Annotated in this window: 24 protein-coding genes; 18 read left to right on the top strand and 6 right to left on the bottom strand. The window is 59.6% G+C overall.

Annotated features, from left to right (window positions below; genetic code table 11):
• Window positions 1–457: 457 nt before the first annotated feature.
• Window positions 458–1,408, bottom strand: a complete 951-nt coding sequence (locus tag HYT87_03060; protein MBI2058725.1) for a hypothetical protein — start codon at window positions 1,406–1,408, stop codon at window positions 458–460.
• A 159-nt stretch (window positions 1,409–1,567) separates the two neighbouring features.
• Here HYT87_03060 and HYT87_03055 point away from each other — a divergent pair, with 159 nt between their 5' ends.
• The 16 genes from HYT87_03055 to HYT87_02980 all read left to right on the top strand — a co-directional run bounded on the left by HYT87_03055 (window position 1,568) and on the right by HYT87_02980 (window position 17,052).
• Entirely contained in the window at window positions 1,568–1,999 is a 432-nt protein-coding gene (locus HYT87_03055) for a hypothetical protein (GenBank protein MBI2058724.1), read from the top strand.
• A 69-nt stretch (window positions 2,000–2,068) separates the two neighbouring features.
• On the top strand, window positions 2,069–2,419 hold the full coding sequence (locus HYT87_03050) for a hypothetical protein (GenBank protein ID MBI2058723.1): 351 nt from the start codon (window positions 2,069–2,071) through the stop codon (window positions 2,417–2,419).
• Window positions 2,409–3,548 carry a hypothetical protein gene (locus tag HYT87_03045; protein ID MBI2058722.1) on the top strand — a complete coding sequence of 380 codons (1,140 nt, stop codon included), beginning with the start codon at window positions 2,409–2,411 and terminating at the stop codon, window positions 3,546–3,548. Before HYT87_03050 ends, HYT87_03045 begins: the two co-directional genes overlap by 11 nt.
• 12 nt (window positions 3,549–3,560) lie before the next feature.
• Window positions 3,561–4,022, top strand: a complete 462-nt coding sequence (locus HYT87_03040; GenBank protein MBI2058721.1) for a hypothetical protein — start codon at window positions 3,561–3,563, stop codon at window positions 4,020–4,022.
• A 12-nt stretch (window positions 4,023–4,034) separates the two neighbouring features.
• The gene (locus HYT87_03035; GenBank protein MBI2058720.1) at window positions 4,035–5,264 is read left to right on the top strand and encodes a hypothetical protein; all 1,230 of its coding nucleotides are present in this window, start codon (window positions 4,035–4,037) and stop codon (window positions 5,262–5,264) included.
• Between the two features lie 9 nt (window positions 5,265–5,273).
• Window positions 5,274–5,705 carry a Rieske 2Fe-2S domain-containing protein gene (locus tag HYT87_03030; GenBank protein MBI2058719.1) on the top strand — a complete coding sequence of 144 codons (432 nt, stop codon included), beginning with the start codon at window positions 5,274–5,276 and terminating at the stop codon, window positions 5,703–5,705.
• Between the two features lie 4 nt (window positions 5,706–5,709).
• Window positions 5,710–6,765, top strand: a complete 1,056-nt coding sequence (locus HYT87_03025; protein MBI2058718.1) for a cytochrome bc complex cytochrome b subunit — start codon at window positions 5,710–5,712, stop codon at window positions 6,763–6,765.
• Window positions 6,762–7,619 carry a hypothetical protein gene (locus tag HYT87_03020; GenBank protein ID MBI2058717.1) on the top strand — a complete coding sequence of 286 codons (858 nt, stop codon included), beginning with the start codon at window positions 6,762–6,764 and terminating at the stop codon, window positions 7,617–7,619. Before HYT87_03025 ends, HYT87_03020 begins: the two co-directional genes overlap by 4 nt.
• 359 nt (window positions 7,620–7,978) lie before the next feature.
• The gene (locus HYT87_03015) at window positions 7,979–8,413 is read left to right on the top strand and encodes a c-type cytochrome (protein ID MBI2058716.1); all 435 of its coding nucleotides are present in this window, start codon (window positions 7,979–7,981) and stop codon (window positions 8,411–8,413) included.
• 52 nt (window positions 8,414–8,465) lie between these two features.
• Window positions 8,466–9,173, top strand: coding sequence for a 4Fe-4S dicluster domain-containing protein (locus HYT87_03010; GenBank protein MBI2058715.1), 708 nt, complete (start codon window positions 8,466–8,468; stop codon window positions 9,171–9,173).
• Window position 9,174: 1 nt separating this feature from the next.
• Window positions 9,175–10,089, top strand: a complete 915-nt coding sequence (gene nrfD / locus HYT87_03005; protein MBI2058714.1) for a polysulfide reductase NrfD — start codon at window positions 9,175–9,177, stop codon at window positions 10,087–10,089.
• A gap of 1 nt (window position 10,090) precedes the next feature.
• A complete protein-coding gene (locus HYT87_03000) occupies window positions 10,091–12,451 on the top strand; it encodes a molybdopterin-dependent oxidoreductase (GenBank protein ID MBI2058713.1) in 2,361 nt (786 codons plus the stop codon).
• 5 nt (window positions 12,452–12,456) lie between these two features.
• Window positions 12,457–13,239: a hypothetical protein gene (locus HYT87_02995; GenBank protein MBI2058712.1), complete on the top strand. Its 783-nt coding sequence runs from the start codon at window positions 12,457–12,459 to the stop codon at window positions 13,237–13,239.
• A gap of 190 nt (window positions 13,240–13,429) precedes the next feature.
• Window positions 13,430–15,667: an adenylate/guanylate cyclase domain-containing protein gene (locus tag HYT87_02990; GenBank protein MBI2058711.1), complete on the top strand. Its 2,238-nt coding sequence runs from the start codon at window positions 13,430–13,432 to the stop codon at window positions 15,665–15,667.
• Between the two features lie 11 nt (window positions 15,668–15,678).
• Window positions 15,679–16,443: a 3',5'-cyclic-nucleotide phosphodiesterase gene (locus HYT87_02985; GenBank protein MBI2058710.1), complete on the top strand. Its 765-nt coding sequence runs from the start codon at window positions 15,679–15,681 to the stop codon at window positions 16,441–16,443.
• A 237-nt stretch (window positions 16,444–16,680) separates the two neighbouring features.
• On the top strand, window positions 16,681–17,052 hold the full coding sequence (locus HYT87_02980) for a BrnT family toxin (GenBank protein MBI2058709.1): 372 nt from the start codon (window positions 16,681–16,683) through the stop codon (window positions 17,050–17,052).
• Between the two features lie 278 nt (window positions 17,053–17,330).
• Here the strand turns inward: HYT87_02980 and HYT87_02975 are convergent, their stop codons facing one another.
• Window positions 17,331–17,672 carry a helix-turn-helix transcriptional regulator gene (locus HYT87_02975; GenBank protein ID MBI2058708.1) on the bottom strand — a complete coding sequence of 114 codons (342 nt, stop codon included), beginning with the start codon at window positions 17,670–17,672 and terminating at the stop codon, window positions 17,331–17,333.
• Between the two features lie 160 nt (window positions 17,673–17,832).
• Between HYT87_02975 and HYT87_02970 the strand changes: the two genes are divergently transcribed.
• On the top strand, window positions 17,833–18,204 hold the full coding sequence (locus tag HYT87_02970) for a hypothetical protein (protein ID MBI2058707.1): 372 nt from the start codon (window positions 17,833–17,835) through the stop codon (window positions 18,202–18,204).
• A 150-nt stretch (window positions 18,205–18,354) separates the two neighbouring features.
• Here the strand turns inward: HYT87_02970 and HYT87_02965 are convergent, their stop codons facing one another.
• The 4 genes from HYT87_02965 to HYT87_02950 form a co-directional block, all read right to left on the bottom strand.
• The gene (locus HYT87_02965) at window positions 18,355–19,011 is read right to left on the bottom strand and encodes a CoA transferase subunit B (GenBank protein MBI2058706.1); all 657 of its coding nucleotides are present in this window, start codon (window positions 19,009–19,011) and stop codon (window positions 18,355–18,357) included.
• Window positions 19,011–19,712 (bottom strand): CoA transferase subunit A, encoded by a 702-nt coding sequence (locus HYT87_02960; GenBank protein MBI2058705.1) that lies wholly within the window; start codon window positions 19,710–19,712, stop codon window positions 19,011–19,013. Before HYT87_02960 ends, HYT87_02965 begins: the two co-directional genes overlap by 1 nt.
• A gap of 144 nt (window positions 19,713–19,856) precedes the next feature.
• A complete protein-coding gene (locus HYT87_02955) occupies window positions 19,857–20,141 on the bottom strand; it encodes a DUF2442 domain-containing protein (protein ID MBI2058704.1) in 285 nt (94 codons plus the stop codon).
• 8 nt (window positions 20,142–20,149) lie between these two features.
• On the bottom strand, window positions 20,150–22,126 hold the full coding sequence (locus tag HYT87_02950; protein MBI2058703.1) for a CocE/NonD family hydrolase: 1,977 nt from the start codon (window positions 22,124–22,126) through the stop codon (window positions 20,150–20,152).
• Between the two features lie 174 nt (window positions 22,127–22,300).
• On the opposite strand from HYT87_02950, the gene HYT87_02945 reads away from it, so the two are divergent.
• Window positions 22,301–23,488, top strand: a complete 1,188-nt coding sequence (locus tag HYT87_02945) for an acetyl-CoA C-acetyltransferase (protein ID MBI2058702.1) — start codon at window positions 22,301–22,303, stop codon at window positions 23,486–23,488.
• Window positions 23,489–23,506 lie beyond the last annotated feature (18 nt).

The following is a 23,506-nucleotide window of genomic DNA, read 5'->3' as shown; positions in this document are numbered from 1 at the left end:
GGGAGGGTCTTCAGACCCTCCCGACAAGAGGGAGCAAGTAGGGGAGGGTCTTCAGACCCTCCCGACAAGAGGGAGCATCTGAAGATGCTCCCCTACGAAGAGGCAAGGACAAGAGGGAGCATCTGAAGATGCTCCCCTACGAATCGGCATTCCGTCAGAGGCTCTAAGCTCGACTTTTGCCGTTCTTGAGCGGTGTCTGAAGATACCTTCCCATCCGAGCGAGATTCTGAGCGATGTTCACACAGCATGGAAAAATGGCAAAAGTCGAGCTGAGGAATCGTGTCGAAACAACTGATGGAATTTCCATCCGGTCGTCATGCCCGCGCAGGCCATGGTCCATGCCGCGCCGTCCTGGGCGCGGCGACATATCATGGCCCCATGCCCTCCGTGGCAAGGGGCGGGCATCCAGTCTGGATTCCCGTTTTCACGGGAATGACAGAAACAGAAACTCATCCACTTATTTCGACACGGCCACTTGCGGCAACCCGCTCTCTCTCTCCGCTTTGATGCGACAGTAACCTTCCTCGCAAACAGCCGTTGGATTTTCGGGACATGGCGCAATCAACATAGGACATATATGGGGGCAGAAAGCGGTTTGGGCGTAGAGGGCCCACGCTTCGTCGAGGAAGGTCCGGCTGAAGGGCTGACTGCAACCTGAGCAGGGTGCCGGGGGGCCCAGCGTGCAGTCCTCACTGCTCCCGCATGGCCGGCCACGCAATCCCCAAAGCCGCCCTTCGTACGGTTCGCAGTAGATCGGGAAGCCTCCGGGGTAGCCATTGGCCGCTGGTTGCGGACCGCAAGGAGGGAGCAGGGGCGCCACGAGCTCCGCATCGAGGATCAGCTCATTGAACGAAAGGGAGACCGACCCGGAAAACATCGGACGCTCCGAATCCGGCTCCACCCGGGCCACTTCAACCCGGGTAACCCCGTACGGGGGATAGGGAAATAGCGGCTGAAGGGCGGGGTGATCGCGAACCTCCGCCCAGTCGAACGGAATGGCTGGAAAAACGAGAGTGAGGCCGTATTGATAATCCCGTGGTTGCCCTCCAAGCCCCGCCGACAGCGCATCCGCAAACTCCGCCGGCAAAGTGCCGGCCACATGCACGGTGACCAGCGGGATTTCCGAGCGCCCACTGGCCTGCGCAACCCCTCCGAGGATGTCGCTGCGGAGTTTGTCGCCGCTGAAGATTTCCACCATTCCGGATACGTTTCGCGTTCGGTATTCTTCGCCTACTGTGGCTTCGGAGGAGTGCGCAACCAAGCGCGCGAAAGCCAAGGACGAAGCGGAAGACGCGGAATCAACACCCGGTCGATTGGAGCTATCCGGCGCTATGCCGTCCTTGCCCCCCGCGCAGGCAAACATGAGCATGGCCGGCGCCCATACGCGGCATCCCTTCGGAATCCTCATGATTTCCCATTGCTCATGCTACCAGCGGGTTGAGAGCGAAACAAATCGGCCCCGTCCGGCGATCTGATCCAAACGGTTGAAGTCTCACATGCCGCGGCGCGATCGATCGGAGTGGACGAGGCTCACGGCGTGCGCTAACCTCGCGTTTGAAGGATTCTGATGGGAATCGACACCGCGAGGCGCACTTTCCTTTTCGCAGTCTTTCGGCTCGCGACTTGCGGCTCACTGCTCACGATTCCAGGCTGCGGACTCTCCGATCGAGGAAGCACAGAGGAGGACTCGCCCCCTCCGACGTGCCAGGAGGAGAGCAATTTCTCGAATGAAGTGTACCCCCTGCTGCGGTCGAGGTGCGCCGGCTGCCACGCTCCGGGCCTGCCGGGGGGGGCGACTGCATTTGTTTTGGCCACGGATGCAACGGGCGACTACTCCATGGTAAAAGGACTCGTCACTCCCGGGAAGCCGACGGAGAGCTACCTTCTCATGAAGGCTTCCGGTCAGACGTCCCACGGAGGCGGCGCAATCCTGGCCGAATCTTCCGGTGAATATCGGATCGTAAGCGCGTGGATCTCCCTGGGAGCGTGCGGGAACTGATGAGAGGCGCCGGGATTAAAATTGACCTCCGTCATATCGCAAGAAGCGCGTTTGGTTAAGTTTGGAGGCATGATGAAATCCGACCATGACCGAAGAAAGATTTTATTCCTGATGTCCGTTGGGATCGTCGCGGGCGCCGTTCTTGGGGGCGGGAAGTTGCTCGTGGCCAATCCCGCGTGGATCACGATGACGCGCGTCGAGGAAGCCGACGAAGAGGTCGCCAAGTTTCCTCACTGGAAGCACCAGGAGGAGTTCAAGTGCTATGCTTGCCATGCCTCACTCTTCTCGATGCAGAAGAAGGTGGGCATGACGCATGAAGACATAGACGCCGGCAAGTACTGCGGCGCGTGCCACAACGGTGATGTCGCCTTCTACCCGGAGGATGAAGAGGTCGATTGCGAGGTGTGCCATGCAAAGTGAGAGCGGAGCGGTCAGCGCTCAGCATTCAGCGGTCAGCTCAATCCTGGTTTGGCTCGGATTGTTCCTGGCGACGGCGCTCATGGTGGTCCTGATGCCCATGTGGGTGCTGGCGGCCGAGGAATCGGAATCCGAAAGCGGGAAGCCGGCGCCGGGAATTCAGCTCTCCGGATTCATGATCAACGGTCGCTTCGATCTCACCTATGAGAAGGAGAAGTTCACGGGCAACCCCGAAGAGGGCAAAGATTACTTCAAGAATTACCATCATTTCGTTTTCCTGAGCCGGAGGAAGAAGGACGAGCCATTCTCTTTTTCCGCGGAAATCGTCGATTTTAAGTTCTTCGAAGTGGGCGTCAAACTGGGAAAGAACCGGCTGCTGAAGTTCGGAAAGATCTTCATGCCGTTCGGCGCCGATCCGCTCTTTCACCGCGCCTACGGCGGGCTCACGGGGTTCGATCAGAAACTGGTCCCCTTCCTTTGGACCACCTACGGCGGGTCTTTCCTGTACCCCATCACCGACAGGCCCGGCCTCCGAATCGACAACGAGTTCTACGTCGTGCCGGGTCCCGAGGGGAAACTGAACGAGATGGTGGATATCAGCAAGACGACGGAAAATTCCGGGCAAGCGGGGGCGGGAGACCGGTTGCGCCTGGGCGCCGGGAAATACAGCGTGTGGGGATCGTTCTATTGGAACCAGTACTTCAGCGACAGCGGCCTGTTCCTGGTGGGCTTGGACGCCGCGGCGGCATACGGATTCCTCCCCGTGGGACCGCTTAGCAACCTCTCCCTCAAGGCGGGTTTCATCAAGGCGTATGTGCGGGGCAGTGAGCGAGTCGAAGGTGACTCCACCATCACCTCCTACTATCACTTCGGCGATTACCTCCAGGTGGACTACAAGCTCCCATGGGATCTGCGCTGTCGATATCGCACCGGCTTCGTCTCGCTCGACAACATCGAAGGGTTCTACTTCGACAAGGACCGCAAAGACGAGAAGGACATGGTCAGCCACAACGTCGGCCTGTGGTGGGACTACAAGATCCTGTCGACGGGAATCGAGTATTTCGTCAACCTCGAAGCGGCGAACGAGCAACCCAACGATCTGGTCCGCCTCGCGGCGGTCATCGAATTCTAGTCGGAGGTGGCTATGCGCGGCAATTTTCCAGGTCTTCGATCGATCCTGTTTTCTTTCCTGCTGCTCACGGCTTGCGCCTCACTCCTCACCCTCTCTTCGTGCGGCGACCCCTTCAGCCGCGCTGAAGAGGCCGGGGCCGTATCCGGCGGTGGAGGCGGTGGGACCGGCGACACCGGCGGCGGCGCGGGCGGTGGAGCAGGCGGAACGGAGTACAGCTTTTCCAAGGACGTTCTTCCGGTGCTCCAAGCGAGTTGCAATTGCCATGCGGCCGGCATCGGCTCATACAAGGTAACCGGAGTGGCTGCGAACGACTACGCCGGGATCAAAGCCCTCGTGAATGTCGATTCTCCGGCGGACAGCAAGCTCATCAAGAAAGGTACGGGAGGCGACGGTCACATCGGCGGAGCGGCCCTTGGCGCCGACAAAGCCGCCATCGTGCAAGCCTGGGTGCAGCAAGGGGCCGCGAACAACTAAGCCGCTCGTCGCGTGAGAATCGCCTTCCTCCCTGTCGCTCTGCTTCTTTCTGAAATGGCCTCGTCGTCTGCGTGGGCTGCCAACCGCTTCGAGAGCGCCAAGAAATGCGGCGAATGCCATTCGGGGATCTATTCCGAATGGAAGGACTCCATGCACGCCCTCTCGCTCGAAGATCCGGTCTTCCGCGCGAGCTTCGACACGGTTACCCGGCCGGAGGATCGACGCTACTGCCTCTCCTGCCACGCCCCGATCACCCAAATCACCGGGGACGACAAACTTTCGGATCCGGTGGCACGCGAGGGAGTTACCTGCGATTTCTGCCACTCTGTCACGGATCTCCTGCCGATGGGGCCCGGCCTCCAACGGTACAAGGTCCAGCCGGGAGATACGAAGTGGGGTCCATTCCAGCCGAGCGAGCTTACGGAGAAAGGTCACAAGAACGCCTTTTCCCCTCTGCACAAGAAGGGTGAGTTTTGCGGCGGCTGTCACGAAGTGATCAATGCCCACGGCCTCCACGTCATGAATACCTATGAAGAGTGGAGCACCGGCCCGTACCCCGGATCGGGCACGGCATGCCAGAATTGCCACATGCCGGAGGACATCCGGTTCACCATCGTCGACCGCGATGTGGCGCCCAGCACCAAGACCGTCACTTCGCATTCCGTGATGGGAGGGCACTCCCAGATCCGGGTCGGAAATGCCGCGAAAATCTCCGTGCTCGCTGAAAGAAAAGGTCAGGGACTGGAAGCGATCGTCTATGTGACCAACAGCGAATCCGGACACGCCATACCGACGGGCCTCCCGGCGCGCAAGTTGGTCCTGACCGCCCGCTTGGTGGATGAGAAAGGCCGGCTTCTGGGCGCGCGGGATCTGGTGTATCGGCGAATTCTGGCGGATCGTTCCGGCGCCGAAATTCCAAACGAAAGCATCACGGATATGTTTCTCAATTCCGTGAAGGTGATCAGCGACAATCGCGTCCGCCCGCAGGAAACCCGCCGTGAGACCTTTCAGTTCAATGAAACCGTGCCGCCCGGCCCCTTCTCCGTGGAGGCCGTCCTGACCTACGAATTCCATCCGCAGCTCCCCGGGAACCATTCCGCGATGCAATTCGCCATGGCGCGGGACAAGTTCCATGTGCCGGCGAAAAAGCAGCTCCCGGGGAAAACCATCTTGATGGCTGCGGCGGCTGTGCTGATGCTGTTTGTGGGCTGGATGGCCTTCCGCCGTCGAACCCCCAGGTAAGGAGGAAATATGACCCGAAGAGGGTTTTTCGACACCTTGACTCAAGCCGTGGGCTGGATCACGGGTCTTGCATTCGTCGCTCCGGTGGCCGCGTACTTCTTTCCCAAACCCTCGGCGAAGGGTGACAACACCCTCACCAACCTGGACGGTGAACCCATCCGGGCGGAGGAGGTTGTGCGGGAAGGGGCGCGAACCGGACTGGCCTTCGGCGAACCGACGCTCGTCGTCCATCACGGAGGCGAGTGGAGGGGCTTCAGCGCCGTCTGCCCCCACCTCGGCTGCATCGTCCGCTGGCAGAAGGCCGAAGGCAAGATCCTGTGTCCTTGTCACGCCGCAAAGTTTGACAGCAACGGAAACCGAATCTCCGGACCGCCGCCCCGCGGCCTCACACGCTACCGCGTGGAAGTCGTGGAAGACTCGGTCCGGTTGTTCGAGGCGTGACGTCATGGTGAAAAAGATCCTCGACTGGCTTGAAGAGCGCGTTCAATACCGGGAACTCATCGAGACTCATCTCACGGGCTACATGGTTCCGGCGAACCTCAGCGTCTGGTACTCCATGGGGGCCGTCCTCCTCACCGTGCTGGGCATTCAGTTCGCCACCGGGATTCTCCTGCTCGCGTACTACATCCCCCACACGTCGCTCGCGTTCGAGAGCGTCATGAATATCACCGGCAAGATCTCGTTCGGATGGCTCATCCGGAGAACGCACGCGATCGCCGCGAATCTCTTCATCCTCGTCCTCATGCTCCACATGCTGAGCACCCTCATCATGGGCTCCTACAAGAAACCGCGCGAGATCCAGTGGATCAGCGGCGTGGTCCTGTTCGGATTGGGCCTCATGGCCTGCCTCTCGGGCTACCTCCTGCCGTGGAGTCAGCTTTCGTACTGGGCGACGACAGTAGCGACGAACTCCGCCGGATCGGTGCCCGTGATCGGCGACGATATCGTCCGATGGATCCGCGGGGGGGACCGCGTCGATCAGATGACTCTCGGCCGTTTCTACGCGCTCCACGTTTCGGTTCTCCCGCCGCTCTTCGCGATGATCGTGGCCGCCCACCTCTTCTTTATGCGGCGCGCCGGGATTTCCGCCCCGCCGGGCATTCCCAAGGACCAGGTGAAGAAGGTTCCGTTCTTCCCTCATTTCGCGCTGGAAGACCTCCGCGTGGTCTACTTCTTTCTTGCGTTGCTCTTCTTCGGCGTTTTCTTCACCCCGCAGATCAGCTTCCCGCCGGATGCCATGGAGCCGGCCGATCCCCTATTTACGCCGCCCCACATCAAGCCGGAATGGTACTTCCTGGCGAACTACCAGATGCTCAAAATCATTCCCAATGAGTTCCTGGGAGTGGCCGCGCAGGGACTGGCCGGACTTGCGATCCTGCTCCTTCCGTTTATCGACCGTAATCCGGAAAGGCGGCCGCTGAAGCGTCCGCTGTTCCTCGCTGCCGTTTTCGCCGGGCTGGCTTCGTTCGTCGGCCTGACGGTCTGGGGGCATCTGTCATGAGGAGCGATCGGCCGTCAGCGATCAGCTTTCAGCTCCGAAGGGCCTTGGGGGCGCTGATCCTTCTCCCGGCGGCGTTCGTTGCGACCGCGTGGGCGGAGGATATTCCGCCCGAAAACCAGTGCGTCAAATGCCACCTCGAGCAGGAGGAGGAAAACGAGGATCTTGCGATTCCGCCCAAGGAGTGGCGCGAAAGCATCCACCACGAAAACTCCATTGCGTGCAACGATTGCCACGGGGGCAATCCGGCCGCCTCCGAGGAAGAGGACGCGCACGATGAGGAGGAGTCGGAGTTCATCGGCGCGCCGGCGGACGACGATGTGCCCGCGGTATGCGGCAAATGCCACGTGGCCATCCAGGAGAACTACGTCAAAAGCAAACACTGGCTGACGAAGAAGGAGAAGCGTCCGGTCTGTATCACCTGCCACGAGGCGCACAGGATCAAGAAGGCCAACCTGGATCTGATCAACGAAGACACCTGCTCCGAGTGCCACAAGTATGAGCGCTCGAAGCGGATCAAGGTGGCCATGACCGATGCGGAGGCGCGGCTCGTCGAACTCGAAAATCGGATCGCCGTGTTGAGGTCGGAAGGGTGGGACGTGCGATCCCTCCAGCAGGCCCATTTCGCCCAGCGGAACGTGTTCCATCACCTCAGCCACATCCTGGACCTCGACCGGGTCATCGAGATTGCGGAGACCGTCACGAAAGATGCGCGGATCCTGGCGACCCGGATTGGAGAGCAGGAGGATGTCCTGAAGCGTCGCCAAATCGCAGGCGGATTCTTCACCGTGTTCCTCTTGATCGGGGCCTTCGTCATCCATCGCAAACGGAAGTATCTCGAGGACCCGAAGGACTGAGTTTCCTAGGAGCCTCTAACAGAATGCCGATTCGTAGGGGAGCATCTTCAGATGCTCCCTCTTGTCGGGAGGGTCTGAAGACCCTCCCCTACGCATTCTGTTAGACGCTCTAAGCTCTCGGCCATCCGCTTGGGCCGCAGGAAGAGGAAGAGGACGAGAGACGGCCGGTCCCCTGATTCCGGATCCTGAAGCTGATTGCTGACGGCTGATGGCTGAACGCTTACAAGTGTTGACCGTGGTCATGGGCGACACCGGGAACGGTTGTTACCCTCCCGCAGAAAGGTGATCTGAGTGGAGACACCCATAAATACCGAGGTCGTCCGACCGGACGCCTATTTGGAAAAGGAGGAATCCCGATGATGCGCAGGCTTGTTTCGCTGTTCGTCGTGGCGCCGTTCCTGGCGGCGGCGCTGCCTTCGGCGACGTTCGCCGCTTCAGGAAAAGACATCTTCCTGGAGAAGAAGTGTAACGACTGCCACTTGGTCAAGGCGGAAGCCATCGAGAAAAAAATCAGCAAGAAAACCGGCAAGGCCAAGAAGGGGCCGGATCTCTCCAACGTCGGAGCGGAACAAGACGCCGCGTTCTTCACCAAATGGCTGAAGAAGGAAGTGAAGATCGAGTCGCATTTCGATAAATCCAAGAAGGTCGGCCACAAGAAGAAATTCAAGGGCACGGACGAAGAGCTGAAGACCCTCACCGAGTGGCTGGCAGCTCGGAAGACCAAGGTCGCTGTCACGCCCGAGGAAGAGGGCGCCGGCGCAGCCGAGGAAGAAGAAGAAGAAGACGAGAAATAGCGGCTGAAGGGCCCGGGAACCGTTTCCCGGAACATCCCGAAGGGCTGTCAATATGGCTGCGAAGGAGAAAGAGGCTGGCGGACTGCCCGGAACGGCTGCGTCTGCGGGCCGCGAAGGGCTCGCCCACCGGGTCGGTCACGAGGGCGCCAAAGGTCCGGCCGCGGGAAAGGCAGGCAGGAAGCGCTACGCGATGGTCATCGACCTCCGCCGCTGCATCGGCTGCCAGTCCTGCACGGTGGCCTGCAAGGAGGAGAACGACGTCCCGCCAGGCGTATTCCGCACATGGGTGAAGGTCGTCGAAAAAGGGAAGTACCCGCATGTCTCCCGCTCGTTCGTCCCCATCCTTTGCAATAACTGCGAGAAACCGATCTGTCTGGCCAACTGCCCCGTTGAAGCGACCTGGCAACGGGAGGATGGGATCGTGATGATCGACCAGCACCGGTGCATCGGCTGCAAGTACTGCATGGCCTCGTGCCCATACGACGTGCGATACGTGAATCCCCTCAAGAAATACGTGCAGAAATGCACGTTCTGCGACCATCGGGTGGATGCGGGGCTTGTGCCGGCCTGTGTGGAAACGTGCATCGGTCGAGCCCGGATCTTCGGGGACATGAACGATCCAAACAGCGAGATCTCCCAAATCCTGGCCACGGAACCGGTCAGCGTGCTCAAACCGGAAATGGGTACGAACCCCCGGGTGTTTTACATCGGCCTTGATCTGGACGCCGCCGATCCTCTCAAAGGCTGGGAGGAGGAATAGGGTGGAAGCACAAACGCTTTTCAACACCCCGCACGTCATCCCCCTGGGGAAGGAAATCGCCACCTACTTCTACCTCACGGGCATCTCCGCCGGATCGTTCGTCATCTCCGTTATCGCCGTCCTCGGCGGCCGCACCGAGTACAAGGCTCTCGCAAAGATCGGCTCCATCATGGCGCCGTTGGCCCTCGTCATCGCCCCTCTTTTCCTTGTCATCGATCTCGAGCAGCCGACGCGGTTCTGGTACCTCTTCGTCTATCTCCATATGACGTCCCCCATCACCTACGGCACTTTCCTCCTGACTTCCTATCCACTCAATGCAACGCTTTACGCGTGGGCGCTCTTCACGGGGAGGCAGAAGGCGGCCAAGCTCATCGGCATCATTGGCATCCCGCTCGCAGTGTGTGTGCACGGCTACACGGGATTCATTCTCGCCCTTGGAAAAGGCCGGCCCCTGTGGAGCACGGCGCTCATGCCGACGCTCTTCCTCGTCTCCGCCATGGTCTCCGGCTTCGCGCTCATGGTTGTGGCTGCCTCGATCTACAACCGCTGGGCGGCCAAGAAACGCGATCCCAAGGAAACGGAGGTCGAGAAGGGGCTGATCCTGAATCTGGTGAAATTCCTCGGTGCGGTGATCATCGTGGACCTCTTCCTGATTTCCAACGACATCCTGGTCCTCCTGACCTCCAAGGCGGAGGAGTACTACGTGGCTCAGCTCCTCCTCCACGGGAAGTTCACGTTCCTGTTCCTGGGCGTGGAGGTGTTCCTTGGGAGTCTGATTCCCCTGATTCTGATCTTTGTGAAGCCGTTTCGGGGTTCGCTCGCCTCCGCGAATGTGGCTTCGGTTCTCGTCCTCCTCGGAATTTACGCGATGCGACTCACGGTGGTCTATGCCGGTCAAAGCATACCCCTGCACTGACATGAGAAAACTCCACCGAAGGCAGTTCCTCATGACTACGGGCGCGGCGGCGGGCATCGCGGCCGCCGGAACGCTGCTTCCCAAGGCCACCCTCCCCATGGAGCTCCAGATGGGGGGGAGGAGCGTCACGCGGACGACGCGCCGCGCGCACCGGAACATCCACAGCACGTGCCTGAACTGCTATGCGCGGTGCGGGATCATCGGGTATGCGACGGACGGAGCGCTGGCCAAGGTCGGAGGAAATCCCAATCACCCCAACTCGCGCGGCCGCATGTGCGCCAAGGGTCACGCGGCCAAAGACATCCTCTACGATCCTGAACGGATCCTTCATCCGATGGTCCGCACCGGAAAGCGGGGCGAGGGCCAATGGAAACAGATCTCCTGGGACGAGGCCCACAAACTGGTCGGCGGGAAACTCCGCGCTCTGTGGGAGGCGAAGACACCCGAAAAGTTTTTCTTGTACAGCAGCCGGGACATTACGACGCAGAAGTTCACCGAACGATTTGCCCGTGCCTTCGGCTCCCCGAACGCGCTCGTTCACGTGGGTCTGACGAACCAGAACAAGCGTCTGGCGCAGGAGGCCACATGGGGAGCGCCTGTTGAGGTGTCCGACGTGGTCAACACCGAGTACATTCTCAACTTCGGCGCCAATCCGTACGAAGCGCACTATCTGCGCACGAGTTTCGTCCAGCGGCTGACCGAAGGAAGGCAGACGAAGATCCGGCATTCCCAGGTGCATTACGGCGCCAAGCTCGTCAGCTTCGACGTGCGATGCAGCCAGACCGCCGGCCGGAGCGATGAATGGTTTGCGCCGTTCCCCGGCACGGACGGATTGATCGCGCTGGCGATGGCCCACGTCATCATGCGGGAGAACCTCCACGATGAAGCCTTTCTGAGAAACTGGACCAACGTGGCGCCGGACCGGCTCCGGAAGCACCTCGCGCCGTACACCCCCGAGCGGGCCGAGCAGGAAAGCGGCGTCGCAGCGGCGGACATCGTCCGCATCGCCCTCGAATTCGCCCGGAGCCGGTACGCCACCACGATCTCTTCCGGAGGCGTCAGCAAGCACGTCAACGGCGTGCAGAATGAGCGTTGCATCATGCTCCTCAACGCGGTCACCGGCCGCATCGACGCCCTCGGCGGCTTCTGCCTCCCGCGGAGCTACGCCTTCCGCGATCCCGAGCCCGTTCCGCCGAAACCCGCCGCAGCGAGCGCCTTCCTTAATTCCCAGACGGGCCGGGAATCGACCTATGGTCTCTTCGAAAAGCTGGCGGAGATGGAGAAACCGCAAATCGGCGTGTGGTTCACCTACATGGGAAACCCCCTGTACGAGGCGCCCCACACGGAAGCCGTGGATGCCCTTTTCAAGAACGAAATCAAGATCCCCTTCCATGTGGCCATCGACAGCCACATGACGGAGACCGCGGCGTTGGCCGACGTCGTTCTCCCTGCGTCCACCTACCTCGAACGATGGGAACTGGAATCGCCGCCGTCCATGGAAATGGTGCCGTTCGTCAGCCTTCGGCAGCCGGTGGTCAAACCGCTGGGCGAGTCCAAGCCGGTCATGGATATCCTGATCGAGTTGGCGACGCTGCTGGATGGCCCCATGACGAAATATTTCTACTTCGATCCCGAGGACTACCTCTACGCGCAGGTGGCCGGAATCGCCGGATTGGAAAAGGCGGGCGGCCTGGAATACCTGGTGAAGAAGGGATTCTGGAGAGATCCCGACGCCAAACCGGACTACCAGAAATATCGGAAAGGCGGCTTCGACACGCCCTCAGGAAAATTCGAAATCCACTCCGCGCGGCTGGAGAAAATGGGACTCAATCCCATGCCGACCTATGAGCCGGTGCCGGAGTATGCGGAGATGCGACCGAGCCAGTTCGCCCTGACAAACTTCCAGTGGAACGTCCACACCCATTACCACACCGCGGGCTCGCTCAAGCTCTCCGAGATCGTTCACCGCAACCCGATCCTCATCAACCGGTCCACCGGCGAGGAGTTGGGTCTGGAGAGCGGCGACGTGCTGGAGGTGATTTCCCGGACGGGCATCGTCCGGGGCGAAGTCCTCCTGGTCCAGGGCATCCACCCCCGCGTCATCGCCATATCGGACAATTGCGGCCACTGGGGGTATGGCCACGTGGCACGGGCCAAGGCGTTCAAGAGCGCGAACCCCGAAACGAAGCTGGTGTGGTGGGAGAAGGAAGGGAATGGAGTTCACGTGAAGCCGCTAGTGGCGGCCAAAACCGACCGCGCCGGAGGGGGCGTCGCCTGGCAGGACACCGTGGTATCCGTCCTGAAAGTGGCTTCCAGGCCGAAGCCGGGCTTCGTGGAAAAATACCTGTTCTTCTTCGAGTGAGCGCCATGGGCCGTCGAATCCAATCGCTGATCGGTCGCGTGAAGACGCTCCACATTCCTCCCCTGACGATCAGGAACCTCGCGATCTTCCTGGGGGCGGGAGCCGTTTTCGCGCTCACCTCCGGTTGGGGGCTCGCGAAATACGCGCGCAGCCCGCACAACTGCCTGAGCTGCCACTCCACGGGAGAAACCTCTTTTGTCGGCGGTACGTCCAAGGTCCATCCACCGTACTCGGAAGTGCGTTGCGTCGAGTGCCACGCCATGCACCTGCCGAAATTTCCCTGGCAGATGGCTGATGCGGACGACCACATGGTCTTCGCCTCGCGAACGGAGCGGCTGAACGACAACTGTCTCCGCTGTCACAAGGACATCCCGAACAAGAAAGAACTCAAATACGAGCACAACGAGAAGCACATCAAAATGAACCACGAGCTCCACATCAAGCTCGAGGAGATGCGCTGTCCCGACTGTCACTACACCATCACGCACGATCATGAGGCCGAGCCGACGAACCGCCCGAAGATGACCGCCTGCATGGGCAACGGCTGCCACGAGCAGACCAAAGAAACGTGCGAAACCTGCCATCCCGAGGATTCGATCAAGCCTCCCTTGTACGAACATCTCGTTCGGAGCGATTGCGGCGGCTGCCATCTGGAGTACAAGGAGACCCACAAGGTGGACGAGCATCTCCCCAAGGGCATGGTCTGCCGCCAGTGCCACTCGAACAAGACCGAACACGGCGAGCTGATCGACATGGAAGAGCCACCCTGCCTGGAGTGCCACGAGTAGTGGGTCTCCACCAGCGCCCTTGACACTCGGAGTCGCCCGGCTCGTCCCGCGCCTTCCAAGTCTGCCGCCTGGCTTCTTCTAGGTGCCACGTCGCGTGGCGTCCGCATTGTGATATACATCACAATTGCGATTTCTCAGGTGTTTACATGCCATTTACAAAAAAACAGGGGTCCTATAAAATGGCCGATTAATGAAGAAATTGGTTGATTTCGCCAAAGCGCACGTCTTGAAGCTCACCGGTTTCAGGGTCAGCTTCATGATCACCCTGGGGATCTTGATCGCTTACATCTTCCAGGTCGGCCTCTTCGAAAGGCTCGAACTCCTCACCTACGACACGCGGCTCAAGCAGCGCAAGAAAGTGGATGTGGGCCACGAGGCCGTTCTCGCAGCTATCGACGAACAGAGCTTGAAAGAGATCGGTCGTTTCCCCTGGCCGCGGAACAAGATGGCCCAGGTGATCGACAAACTCGAAGCCCTCGGGGCAAAAGTCATCGGGCTCGACATGATCTGGGCCGAGCGCGATTCGTCCAGCAAAATCCTCGATGAATTCGTTCCGTATTTTTCCGATCCCTTCCTGATCCGAAAAGCCAAGGAAGCGGACCGCGACGTGATCCTGGCCGACACTCTGAAGAAATACGAAAACGTCGTGCTCGGCTACTTCTTCGACGCCGAATCTCCGCAGGATCCCGCCGAGTTCAAAGAAAGCCTCGACATGATGGCCGCCTCGCGCATCCCCACGCTTCTCGTCAAACAAGGCTCACCCAAACAGTCCGGAATCGCCTACGAGGGCGTGGTTCCCAATCTCAAGTTGTTTTCTCAGAACTCACGCTTCTTCGGCCATTTCAACATGGACAACGACATTGAGGACGGGAAGCTCCGCTGGTACACCCTCGTGGCGCGGGCGGGGGACGAATACTATCCCTCGCTGGGACTCCAGATGGCGGGTGTGCTCATGGATGCCACGCTCGGACTTGAGATGGACGAGTCGGGTCTGGCGAAGGTGCACCTCTATAAGAAAGGGACGCTGGAGCCCCTGCACACGATCCCCGTCGACCCCGAGGGCCGCATGCTCATCAACTACGTCGGCAAAGCGGAGAGTTTCGATCACATGAGCATCGCCGATATCGTGGCGGATCGCGTCAAGCGCGAGGACGTGGAAGGCAAGGCCGTCATCGTCGGCGCCACGGCCACCGGTCTGTACGACTTGCGCGTGACGCCCTTGGACGAAAAATTCCCCGGCACGGAGGTCCACCTCAACGTCATCTCCAACATTCTTCACAACGATTACTTGAAACGGCCGCACTGGTACCGCCTGATGGACATGGGCGTGATCGTCCTCGCGGGCCTCGTGCTCGGAAATATCCTCGTGCGACTCTCCGCCGTCTGGGGCTTCGTCATCCTGATTCCGCTTCTGACGGCCTACTACATCGCCATCGTCCAGGTCTTCATCCGCCAAGGCTACTGGATCTCCATGGCCTACCCGATGGGCTGCATGGTCATCGTCTTCCTCGGCGTCACCGTCTACCGGTACGTCAGCGAAGAGAAGGAAAAGAAGAAGATCAAGGGCGCCTTCCAATCGTATCTCGATCCGGCGGTCGTCAGCAAAGTGACCGAGAACCCGGACATGCTGAAATTGGGCGGCGAACGCTTGGAGATGACGGTGCTGTTCTCAGACGTGCGGGATTTCACCAGCATCTCGGAGAAACTCACTCCAGAGGCCCTCGTGCACCTCTTGAACGTCTACCTCTCGCCCATGACGGACATCCTGTTCAAACATTCCGGCACGCTGGACAAATACATGGGCGACGCGATCATGGCCTTCTACGGAGCTCCGATCCACTATCCCGACCATGCGGCGAAGGCCTGCGATACCGCACTCGAAATGTTGCAGAAGCTCCGGGAACTCCAGGCGCAGTGGGAGAAGGAAGGCCTGCCGAAGATCAACATCGGAATCGGGTTAAACACGGGACCGATGAGCGTGGGAAACATGGGATCGAACACGCGGTTCAATTACACCGTGATGGGCGACGCCGTGAACCTCGGGTCCCGCCTGGAAGGAACGAACAAGAATTACGGCACGCAGATCATCATCAGCGAATCGACCTACGCCCAGGTGAAGGACAACTACATCTACCGGGAACTCGACTTCGTGAGGGTGAAAGGCAAAAAAGAACCCATTCGGATCTACGAACTCCTGAGCAAGAAGGACGGGGCGACCCATACCTTCGACTTCATCGGGGAGTTCCAGAAGGCTCTGGGTCTCTACCGCGCCCAACAGTTCGAAGACGCGATCAAGTCCTTCGAGCGGGTCCTGAAAGACCGGCCGGAGGACAAGCCGTCCACCATCTATATCCAGAGATCCCAGGATCTCATGAAACAGCCGCCGCCGGACCCCTGGGACGGCGTTTACGTGTTCACCACGAAATAGGCGAACCTCGAATGGATCTCAAAGCCCTCGGCTGCTACGGCTCGGAGCTTCCCGGCTACCGGCTGACGGGCTATCTGGTGAACAACTCCGCGCTGGTGGATGCCGGCACGGTGACCTCCGTGCTCACGCTGGAGCAGCAGATGGGCGTGGACTACGTGTTCATCTCGCACCCCCACCTCGATCACGTTCGGGATCTGTCGCTTTTGGCCGACAACCTGATCGGCCGAAGGACCAAGCCGCTGGTGGTCGTTTCGATTCCGCAAGTGCTCCATGAACTCAAGGCGCACCTGCTGAACAACGCCATCTGGCCCGATTTCACCATCATCCCGAGCATCGAGAAGCCCATCATGATGTTGAAGCCCATCCACGTGGAGGAACCCACCAAGTTCGGCGATCTGACCGTGACCGCGTTCGAGGTGAATCACACCATCGCGGCCGTGGGGTTTCTGGTTTCGAACGGGAAATCTTCATTCTTCTTCTCAGGCGACACGGGCCCGCTGACCAACGTTTGGACGGGACTCGCCAAGGAGAAACACTTGAAAGCCGTCATCCTTGAATCTTCATTCCCGAACAAGATGGCCGAGCTGGCGCGGATCAGCGGTCATCTCACCCCTTCCATGGCCGGGAAAGAGTTGGAGAAACTGGCCCGGTCGGACGTGAAGCACCTCATCACCCACATCAAGTCCCCCAACCTCCCCGAGATGGAGCGGGAATTGAACGATCTTCAGATTCCGACGCTCAGCATCATGGGGCAGGGTCAGACGCTGAAGTTCTAGGAAAGCTTTCAGCGATCAGCAGTCAGCGTTCAGCTTCAAGATTGAAACCTTTTGGGCAAGGCTCTTTTCCGCCTGATGGCTGAAAGCTGACGGCTGAGAGCTTGACCGCGTCTGCCTCTCGGCTCCTCGCCTCCGCTCGATCGTATCTCAATCCCTTGTTCCCAAATGCCTTGGGTACGGATCGAGGTTGCGAAGGCGCAAGTTGACGCATAGCTATTTAATAGCTATACTTACCCGGTGAAGTTTGAGCCGGACGGTGAGGCGGCCCGCTGGCTGGAAGATCTTGCGGGGATGCCGGGGGAGGTCGATTGGGACGAAGGCAATCGAATGAAAAACCTGAAACATGGGGTGACGTCGGAAGAAATCGAGTCCATTTTCAGACAGGAGGCGTACCTGTTCGCCGGGAAGATTGTTGATCCGACTCATGCGGAATGGCGCGGGCTGGTGCTCGGTCAAACGGATTCCGGCCGGCGGCTGGCGTTGATCTTCACCCGGCGCGAGAACAAACTCCGGCCGATTTCGTGCAGGCCCATGCGAAGGAACGAAAGGAGGCTTTATGAGACAAGCATCGAGTCGAACTTCGAACGACGCGCAGGTTCGCGAGTTTGAGCGGCGGGACCTGGGCAGGAATATCGCTTCCTCCGGATCGGCCGCGGTCGTTCGCCCCAAATCTCGTCGGATGCCAACCTCTATTCTCCTCGACCCGGCCATCATCAAGAAATTGCGGGTGAAGGGGCAAAGGCGGGGTATCGGTTATCAGACGATGCTCAAGATCATCGTCTCCGAACACGTGGACGAGTATTGAAGCCCCCCCCGCCTTCGATTGCGGATTGAACGCCCTCAAACCCTACCGGCAAGGGGGGGGTGGGGTGGGAAACTCTCGGTGACTATCCGGTTCGTACCAGCACTTCGAGAACGTCGTATACGATCTTCTTCCGCTCCGTTTTCAACTGCTTGATCCGTCTCGCTAAGCTTTGAATCCGGTCGTCCTCCGCGGCCCCCTGCTCCGCTCCAACGTCAACCAGCTCCGCAACTGAAACACCCAGCGATTTCCCGATCCCCTGGAGAACGGCCGCGGTCATGTTGATTCTTCCGGCCTCGATTCGATTCATGTGGGTGGGATGTATCCCGGCCAACTCCGCCAACTTCTCCTGGCTCAACTTCCTCCGTTTTCGGAGTTCCCGGATGCGCCTTCCAACCTGTTGCAAGAATGTGCCTGCGTTTCGCATGGCACAGAAAATAAGCTAAGCAAGGCTGGGAACAATAGAGTAAATGCCAGAATGTTCTTGACAATACATCATATAGTCTAATATAAGTGCCTCCAATGGGTCTATATCCCAAATTACGAGCAGTCGGCATGCAACCAGCCAAGTGCTGAAGGAGGCGAAAATGAATGTGTACGGCAGGCATTCTCGTATTGGCGCGGCGCGGAGAATCGCATTTGGGGCCATGCTGGTAACGCTACTGACGGGAGCTTTCTCGGGCTGCGTGGCAACAACAGGGATGTTTACCCCGACAGGTGTTGCTGCGGTCTCCATCTACACGGAACCCGTGGTGGCCACCAACGGCTCGGCCGCCGGCAAGATGAAGAGAGGATCGGCCTGCACGATGAATATTTTCGGCCTCGTGGCGATCGGTGACGGCGGTGTCCGTGAAGCGATGGAAGACGGCGAAATCACTCAGGTCATCTCAGTCGACCGAGAAGTCATGAACATCCTGTTCCTGTTTGGAAAGGTTTGTACCATCGTTCGCGGTACCTGATCTGCGTCCAGATTCGTCCGTCTCCGGCATCTGCGCGCCTCCGGGGTCCTCATGACAGTTGACGCCTCGGAAGGTTGAAGGCTGGAAATCAAGTTTCGAATTGGCACAGGTGCGGCCACCGGCACCCCAAGGAGATTTCCGAAACGCTCGCTACAGCCGAATTTCTGTCAGGTCCGGCGCGGTCTTGAACGGGGGTTCGGTGGCCTTCTTAATCTGATCGACCGTTACGCCGGGGGCAGTCTCCTTGAGCACGAGCCCGGAATCCGTGATCTCCATGACGCAGAGATCCGTGATAATCATGTCCACCGATTCTCGGCCGCCGAGGGGGAGCTTGCAGGCTTTCAGAATTTTCGGTTTCCCGTCTTTCGTGGCATGCGTCATGAGCGCGATGACTTTCTTGGCGCCCGAGAGAAGGTCCATCGAACCGCCGGGACCCTTGACCATGCTGCCGGGGACCATCCAGTTGGCGATGTCGCCTTTCTCCGAGATTTCGAGCGCGCCCAGGATGCACATGTCGATGTGGCCGCCGCGGATCATGGCAAAACTTGTCGCGTGATCGCAGATCGCGGAACCGGGAAGCATCGTCACGGTTTCCTTCCCGGCATTGATCAGATCCGCATCTTCGTCGCCCTCATAGGGGTAGGGGCCGATGCCGAGTAGGCCGTTTTCAGAATGGAGAAACACGGTCACGCCGGCAGGAATGTAGTTTGAAACGAGCGTCGGCATGCCGATGCCGAGGTTCACGTACATCCCGTTCTGAAGTTCCATCCCGGCCCTCTTGGCCATCTGGTCGCGCGTCATCGCCATCAGGCCCCTCGTTTCCTCACGGTTCTTCGCTCGATCCGCTTTTCAAATTTCCCGCCCTTGAAAATTCGTTTCACGAAAATTCCGGGCGTGTGGATGAAGTTCGGATCGAGTTGCCCCGGCTCGACGAGATCCTCCACCTCCGCGATCGTGATCTTGGCGGCCATGGCCATGAGGGGATTGAAATTCTGCGCGGTCAGCCGATAGACGAGGTTTCCGAAGGTGTCGCCCTTCCACGCTTTCACGAAGGCGAAGTCGGCGTGGAGCGGCTCCTCGAAAACGTATGTCTTGCCATTGATCACGCGCGTTTCCTTGCCTTTCGCCAGCTCGGTTCCGGCGGATGTCGGCGAGTAGAACCCGCCCAGCCCCGCGCCGGCGGCCCGAATCCGCTCGGCAAGTGTGCCCTGCGGGGTGATGTCGAAAAGAAGCGAGCCATCCAGATATTGCTTCTCGAATATTTCATTCTCGCCCACGTAGCTCGACACCATTTTCTTGATCTGCCGCGTGCCGAGCAGGATGCCCAGCCCAAAATTGTCCACGCCCGCATTATTGCTGATGCAGGTGAGGTTCTTGATCCCCTTCTTGCGCACGGCCTCGATGAGGTTCTCGGGGATCCCGCAGAGGCCGAATCCGCCGGCCATGATCGTCGCGCCGTCCTTGACGTCGAAGATGGCCTCATCCGCGTTCTTGTAAACCTTGTTCATGCGGGGCGTAGCCTAGCCCAACTGCCCGCGGCTTTCAAATAACCGCCGTCAAGGTTTTTTCCACGTTTCGCCTGGAAGTGGGAGAAACCACCGTCAGATCGATCCTCGACGGATAGAGGTCCCCGCGGTGCCTACGGACGGGCTTCATTTGGCGCGCTTCGGCGCGCTATTTCCCGCGAGCGCAGCAACTTGTTCGCACTTCTCGTACAGGGTTTCAGGGGCAATGTCCGCCCCGTTGGGCCAGGCGATAGTGCCGCCTTCGATTCTTGCCTGCCGGAAGAAGTCGCGATCCTTGAGTGGGGCAAAAATGGGTCCACGTTGCAGGTACCCCGAGAAATCGATGACAGCACTGGTGCCGTCATCAAAAACGATCAGGAAAGAATAGTCTGATTTGTACTCAATCTGTTTGACGTCATTGAGATTCCACATGGTTCACCTCAATCCAACGGGTCGATCTTCTTAACCGGGAGTTCGATGTAGGACGGAAATCGGGTGCTTCGGTGCACCCGGAGGGTTGGAGGGGATCCGGGGAGCGGACCGAAGTGACTGAGGTCCGCGCCGGCGAGGGCGAGCCGGATGGAGTGGCCCTTCTGAAATATATACGAAGTCGGAAGGATGTCGAACTTCAATTCGGCCACCTCTCCAGGCGCCAGCGGCATGGCGTCCGCACGCTTGAATGTGCGATAGGGCACGACCGTCGCATAGGGGGGCTTCCCGCTGCTCAACTTGCGGTGGATGGCACGAAGTTCGCCTTCGGTTACGTAGGCTACATTTCCCTCTGGATCGACGTCCTCCAAGTACACAAAGAAAGAACCGTCCGGCTTAGTGGAGTCAACGTATAGCGTAACAATGGGGTGGCCGGTCACTTCCACGTCCTCACCCAACGGCGCGGACTGGTAGACAAGAAGTTTGCGGTCTTGCTCCTTGCGATCGGGATAGGCCACAGGGGCATCCGGAAGGGTCTGGACTCGGAACCGGGACGCCGGCCCGGTTCCGTGGGTGGGATCGACCCGATACTCATCGTGTGCGTCGGCCTCTGCGGGCGGTTCTTCTACGAGCGCGTGGTTCTCCCTGAAATAGAGAACGTGAGGAGTTGACGGAGGAGGCCAGCGATCCGTCGCCTTCCACTTCTCTTCCACCAGGGTGAAGTAATGCACCGGAGGTTCGTCATCGATGCCGGTCGGGGTGTCCTTCAGATACCGGTCGAAGAATCGGAGCAGTTCTGCGTTGTGGCTGAAGGATGTCTTTCGTGATCCGGTGTAGGGGTTGAATTGCCATCCGCCGCCGTGTCCCCACGGACCGATGATCATCCGGCTGCCCGGAGTATGGACGTTCAAGAAGCGTTTGATGGCGGAGTGCGTGTACGCCCCGTCGAACCAGCCGGTGTAACCGTAGATCGCGGCGCCGGAGGACTCGATGTCCTGCCTGTAGTTGTGCGGGCTGAACAACCCGATGCTGCCGGAAGGATCGAGAGGATGGCCGGCCAGAATTTCGGTTCCCGTTCCTCCGGGACGCGGGTCGTCCGGCGACACGTCGTCGCGAAACGTGATTCCAAGAGCCTGGCGATGGATGTTGTAATTTTGCTCGTGATCCCGAAGGGCCTGTCGGAGCATCGACTTGTCCGGGTCTTCCATGGCGGGCGAGACACCCGTGATGAAGAGCTTGACCCAGGCACCCGCGATGGCTTCCGGGGTGTTTTGGTCCAACGAGATGTTGACATGGTGCCAATCCTCGGTGAAACGCACGGCGTGGATGCCCCCGGGGAAGGCGATGTCTGTGTAGGCATCGAACATCGCATACAGGGGCGCGATGGCTTTGACCGCCGGATGTCGATTGATGAGGAGCATCTCGGATGCGGACCCCGGATAGGAAACCCCGAGAGATCCCACGCGGCCGTTCGACCAGGGTTGAGCCACGATCCAGTCGACGACTTCCGCCCCGTCTTTAATCTCATCCGGGGAATACGGGCAGATCCCGTGACCGGTGGAAGCCCCGGTGCCGCGAACGTCCGTGTCCATCCACGCGTAGCCTCGGGGGACGAACCAATTACGAATCTTGCCGTAGAGGCCGGTGTGGTCATAGGGCTGGTTGCCGAAAATCAGACGGGTGAGCCAACGGGGTTGAACGGATCTCAGGTATCGGGTCTGCCAGAGCAGGGCCGGCACCCGGTCTCCGGCTTGGATGCCTTTCGGCAGGTAGAGATCGTAAGCGATCTTCACACCATCGCGCATGGTGAGATAGTGGGATCCGGAGAATTGCACGCCATCGTACTTGGGGGTTTCGAGATCAGGCTGGAGCTGAAACCAGGCGGCATCGGAAGCGTGAGCCCGCGGGATGGAATTCCCGAGAAGGGAGACGGCCAGCACCGGCAAGACTCGCACTCGGCGGAGAAAGAACGATTTCAAGATGTTCATCCGCCCCTCATGACGCTTCCGAGAAACTATTTCAAGGGTTTTTTCCTAATGCGGCGCGGCCCGGTTCGCCGATGCAAAGACCCTATGACCCTTCGGCTCATCGTCCCTGGAGCGGAGTGGAAGGGGGGCGGTCATCCGGTTGACATCGAGAGGGTGATTTGTTAACCCCAAGTCATGGCAACCAACACTGAAGTTTATATCGTCTCGTCTGCAAGAACACCGATCGGAAGTTTTCAGGGGAAATTGGCGGCGGTCTCCGCACCAAAGCTGGGGAGTACCGCCATCAAAGCCGCGCTCGAGCGCGGAGGCGTGAAACCCTCGGACGTGAAATTCTGCGTCATGGGCAATGTGCTCCAGGCGGGCGAGGGTCAAGCCCCGGCCCGGCAGGCCGCGCTGGGGGCCGGAATCCCGGACTCTGTTCCGGCCTTGACGATCAACAAAGTCTGCGGCTCAGGGCTTGAAGCGGTCATCTTGGCGACCCGTTCCATGATGATGGGCGAGGTGGATCTCGCCGTGGCCGGCGGCATGGAGAGCATGACGCAGGCGCCTTATCTGATGAAGGAGGGGCGTTCCGGTTTCCGAATGGGCCACGGTCAGGTTTTGGATTCGATGATTTCCGATGGACTGTGGGATCCGTACAACAACGTCCATATGGGCACCTGCGCGGAAGCGTGCAGCGCCAAGTATGAAGTATCGCGCGAGGAGCAGGACAAGTTCGCCGCCGAATCCTACACGCGGGCCCAGAAGGCCTCGGAAGGCGGAAAATTCAAGGCCGAGATCGTGCCGGTCGAGATCAAGAGCCGAAAGGAAACCCTCGTCGTGGATACGGATGAAGAACCCTTCCGGGGGGACGTCAAGAAATTGGGGACCCTTCGTCCGGCCTTCCAGGAAAACGGGACCGTGACCGCCGGGAACGCCTCCAGCATCAACGATGGGGGCGCGGCTGTGATCCTGGCCACCCAAGAGAAGGTCAAGGAGCTGGGGCTGAAGCCCACGGCCCGGATCGTCAATTGGGGGTACGCCGCGCAGGAGCCCAAGTGGTTCACCACGGCGCCGGTTCCCGCCATCCAGAGCGCGATCAAACGGAGCGGGCTGAATTTGGATGACATTGACCTATTCGAAATCAATGAAGCGTTCGCCGTGGTGACCATTGTCGCCGCGAAGCAGCTCGGTCTGAAGCTGGATCGGGTGAATGTCAACGGCGGCGCCGTGGCCCTCGGCCATCCGATTGGAGCCAGCGGGTCACGAATCCTGTCCACCCTGCTGCACGCGCTGAAGGACCGGAAGCTCAAGCGAGGATTGGCCAGCCTCTGCATCGGCGGCGGTGAGGGAATCGCCCTGACCGTTGAGATGCTCGAGTAGCCCCCGCCATTTTCAAGA

Source organism: Nitrospirota bacterium (assembly GCA_016180645.1).
Lineage (GTDB): Bacteria > JACPQY01 > JACPQY01 > JACPQY01 > JACPQY01 > JACPAV01.
This window is presented reverse-complemented; position numbering and strand designations above follow the sequence as displayed.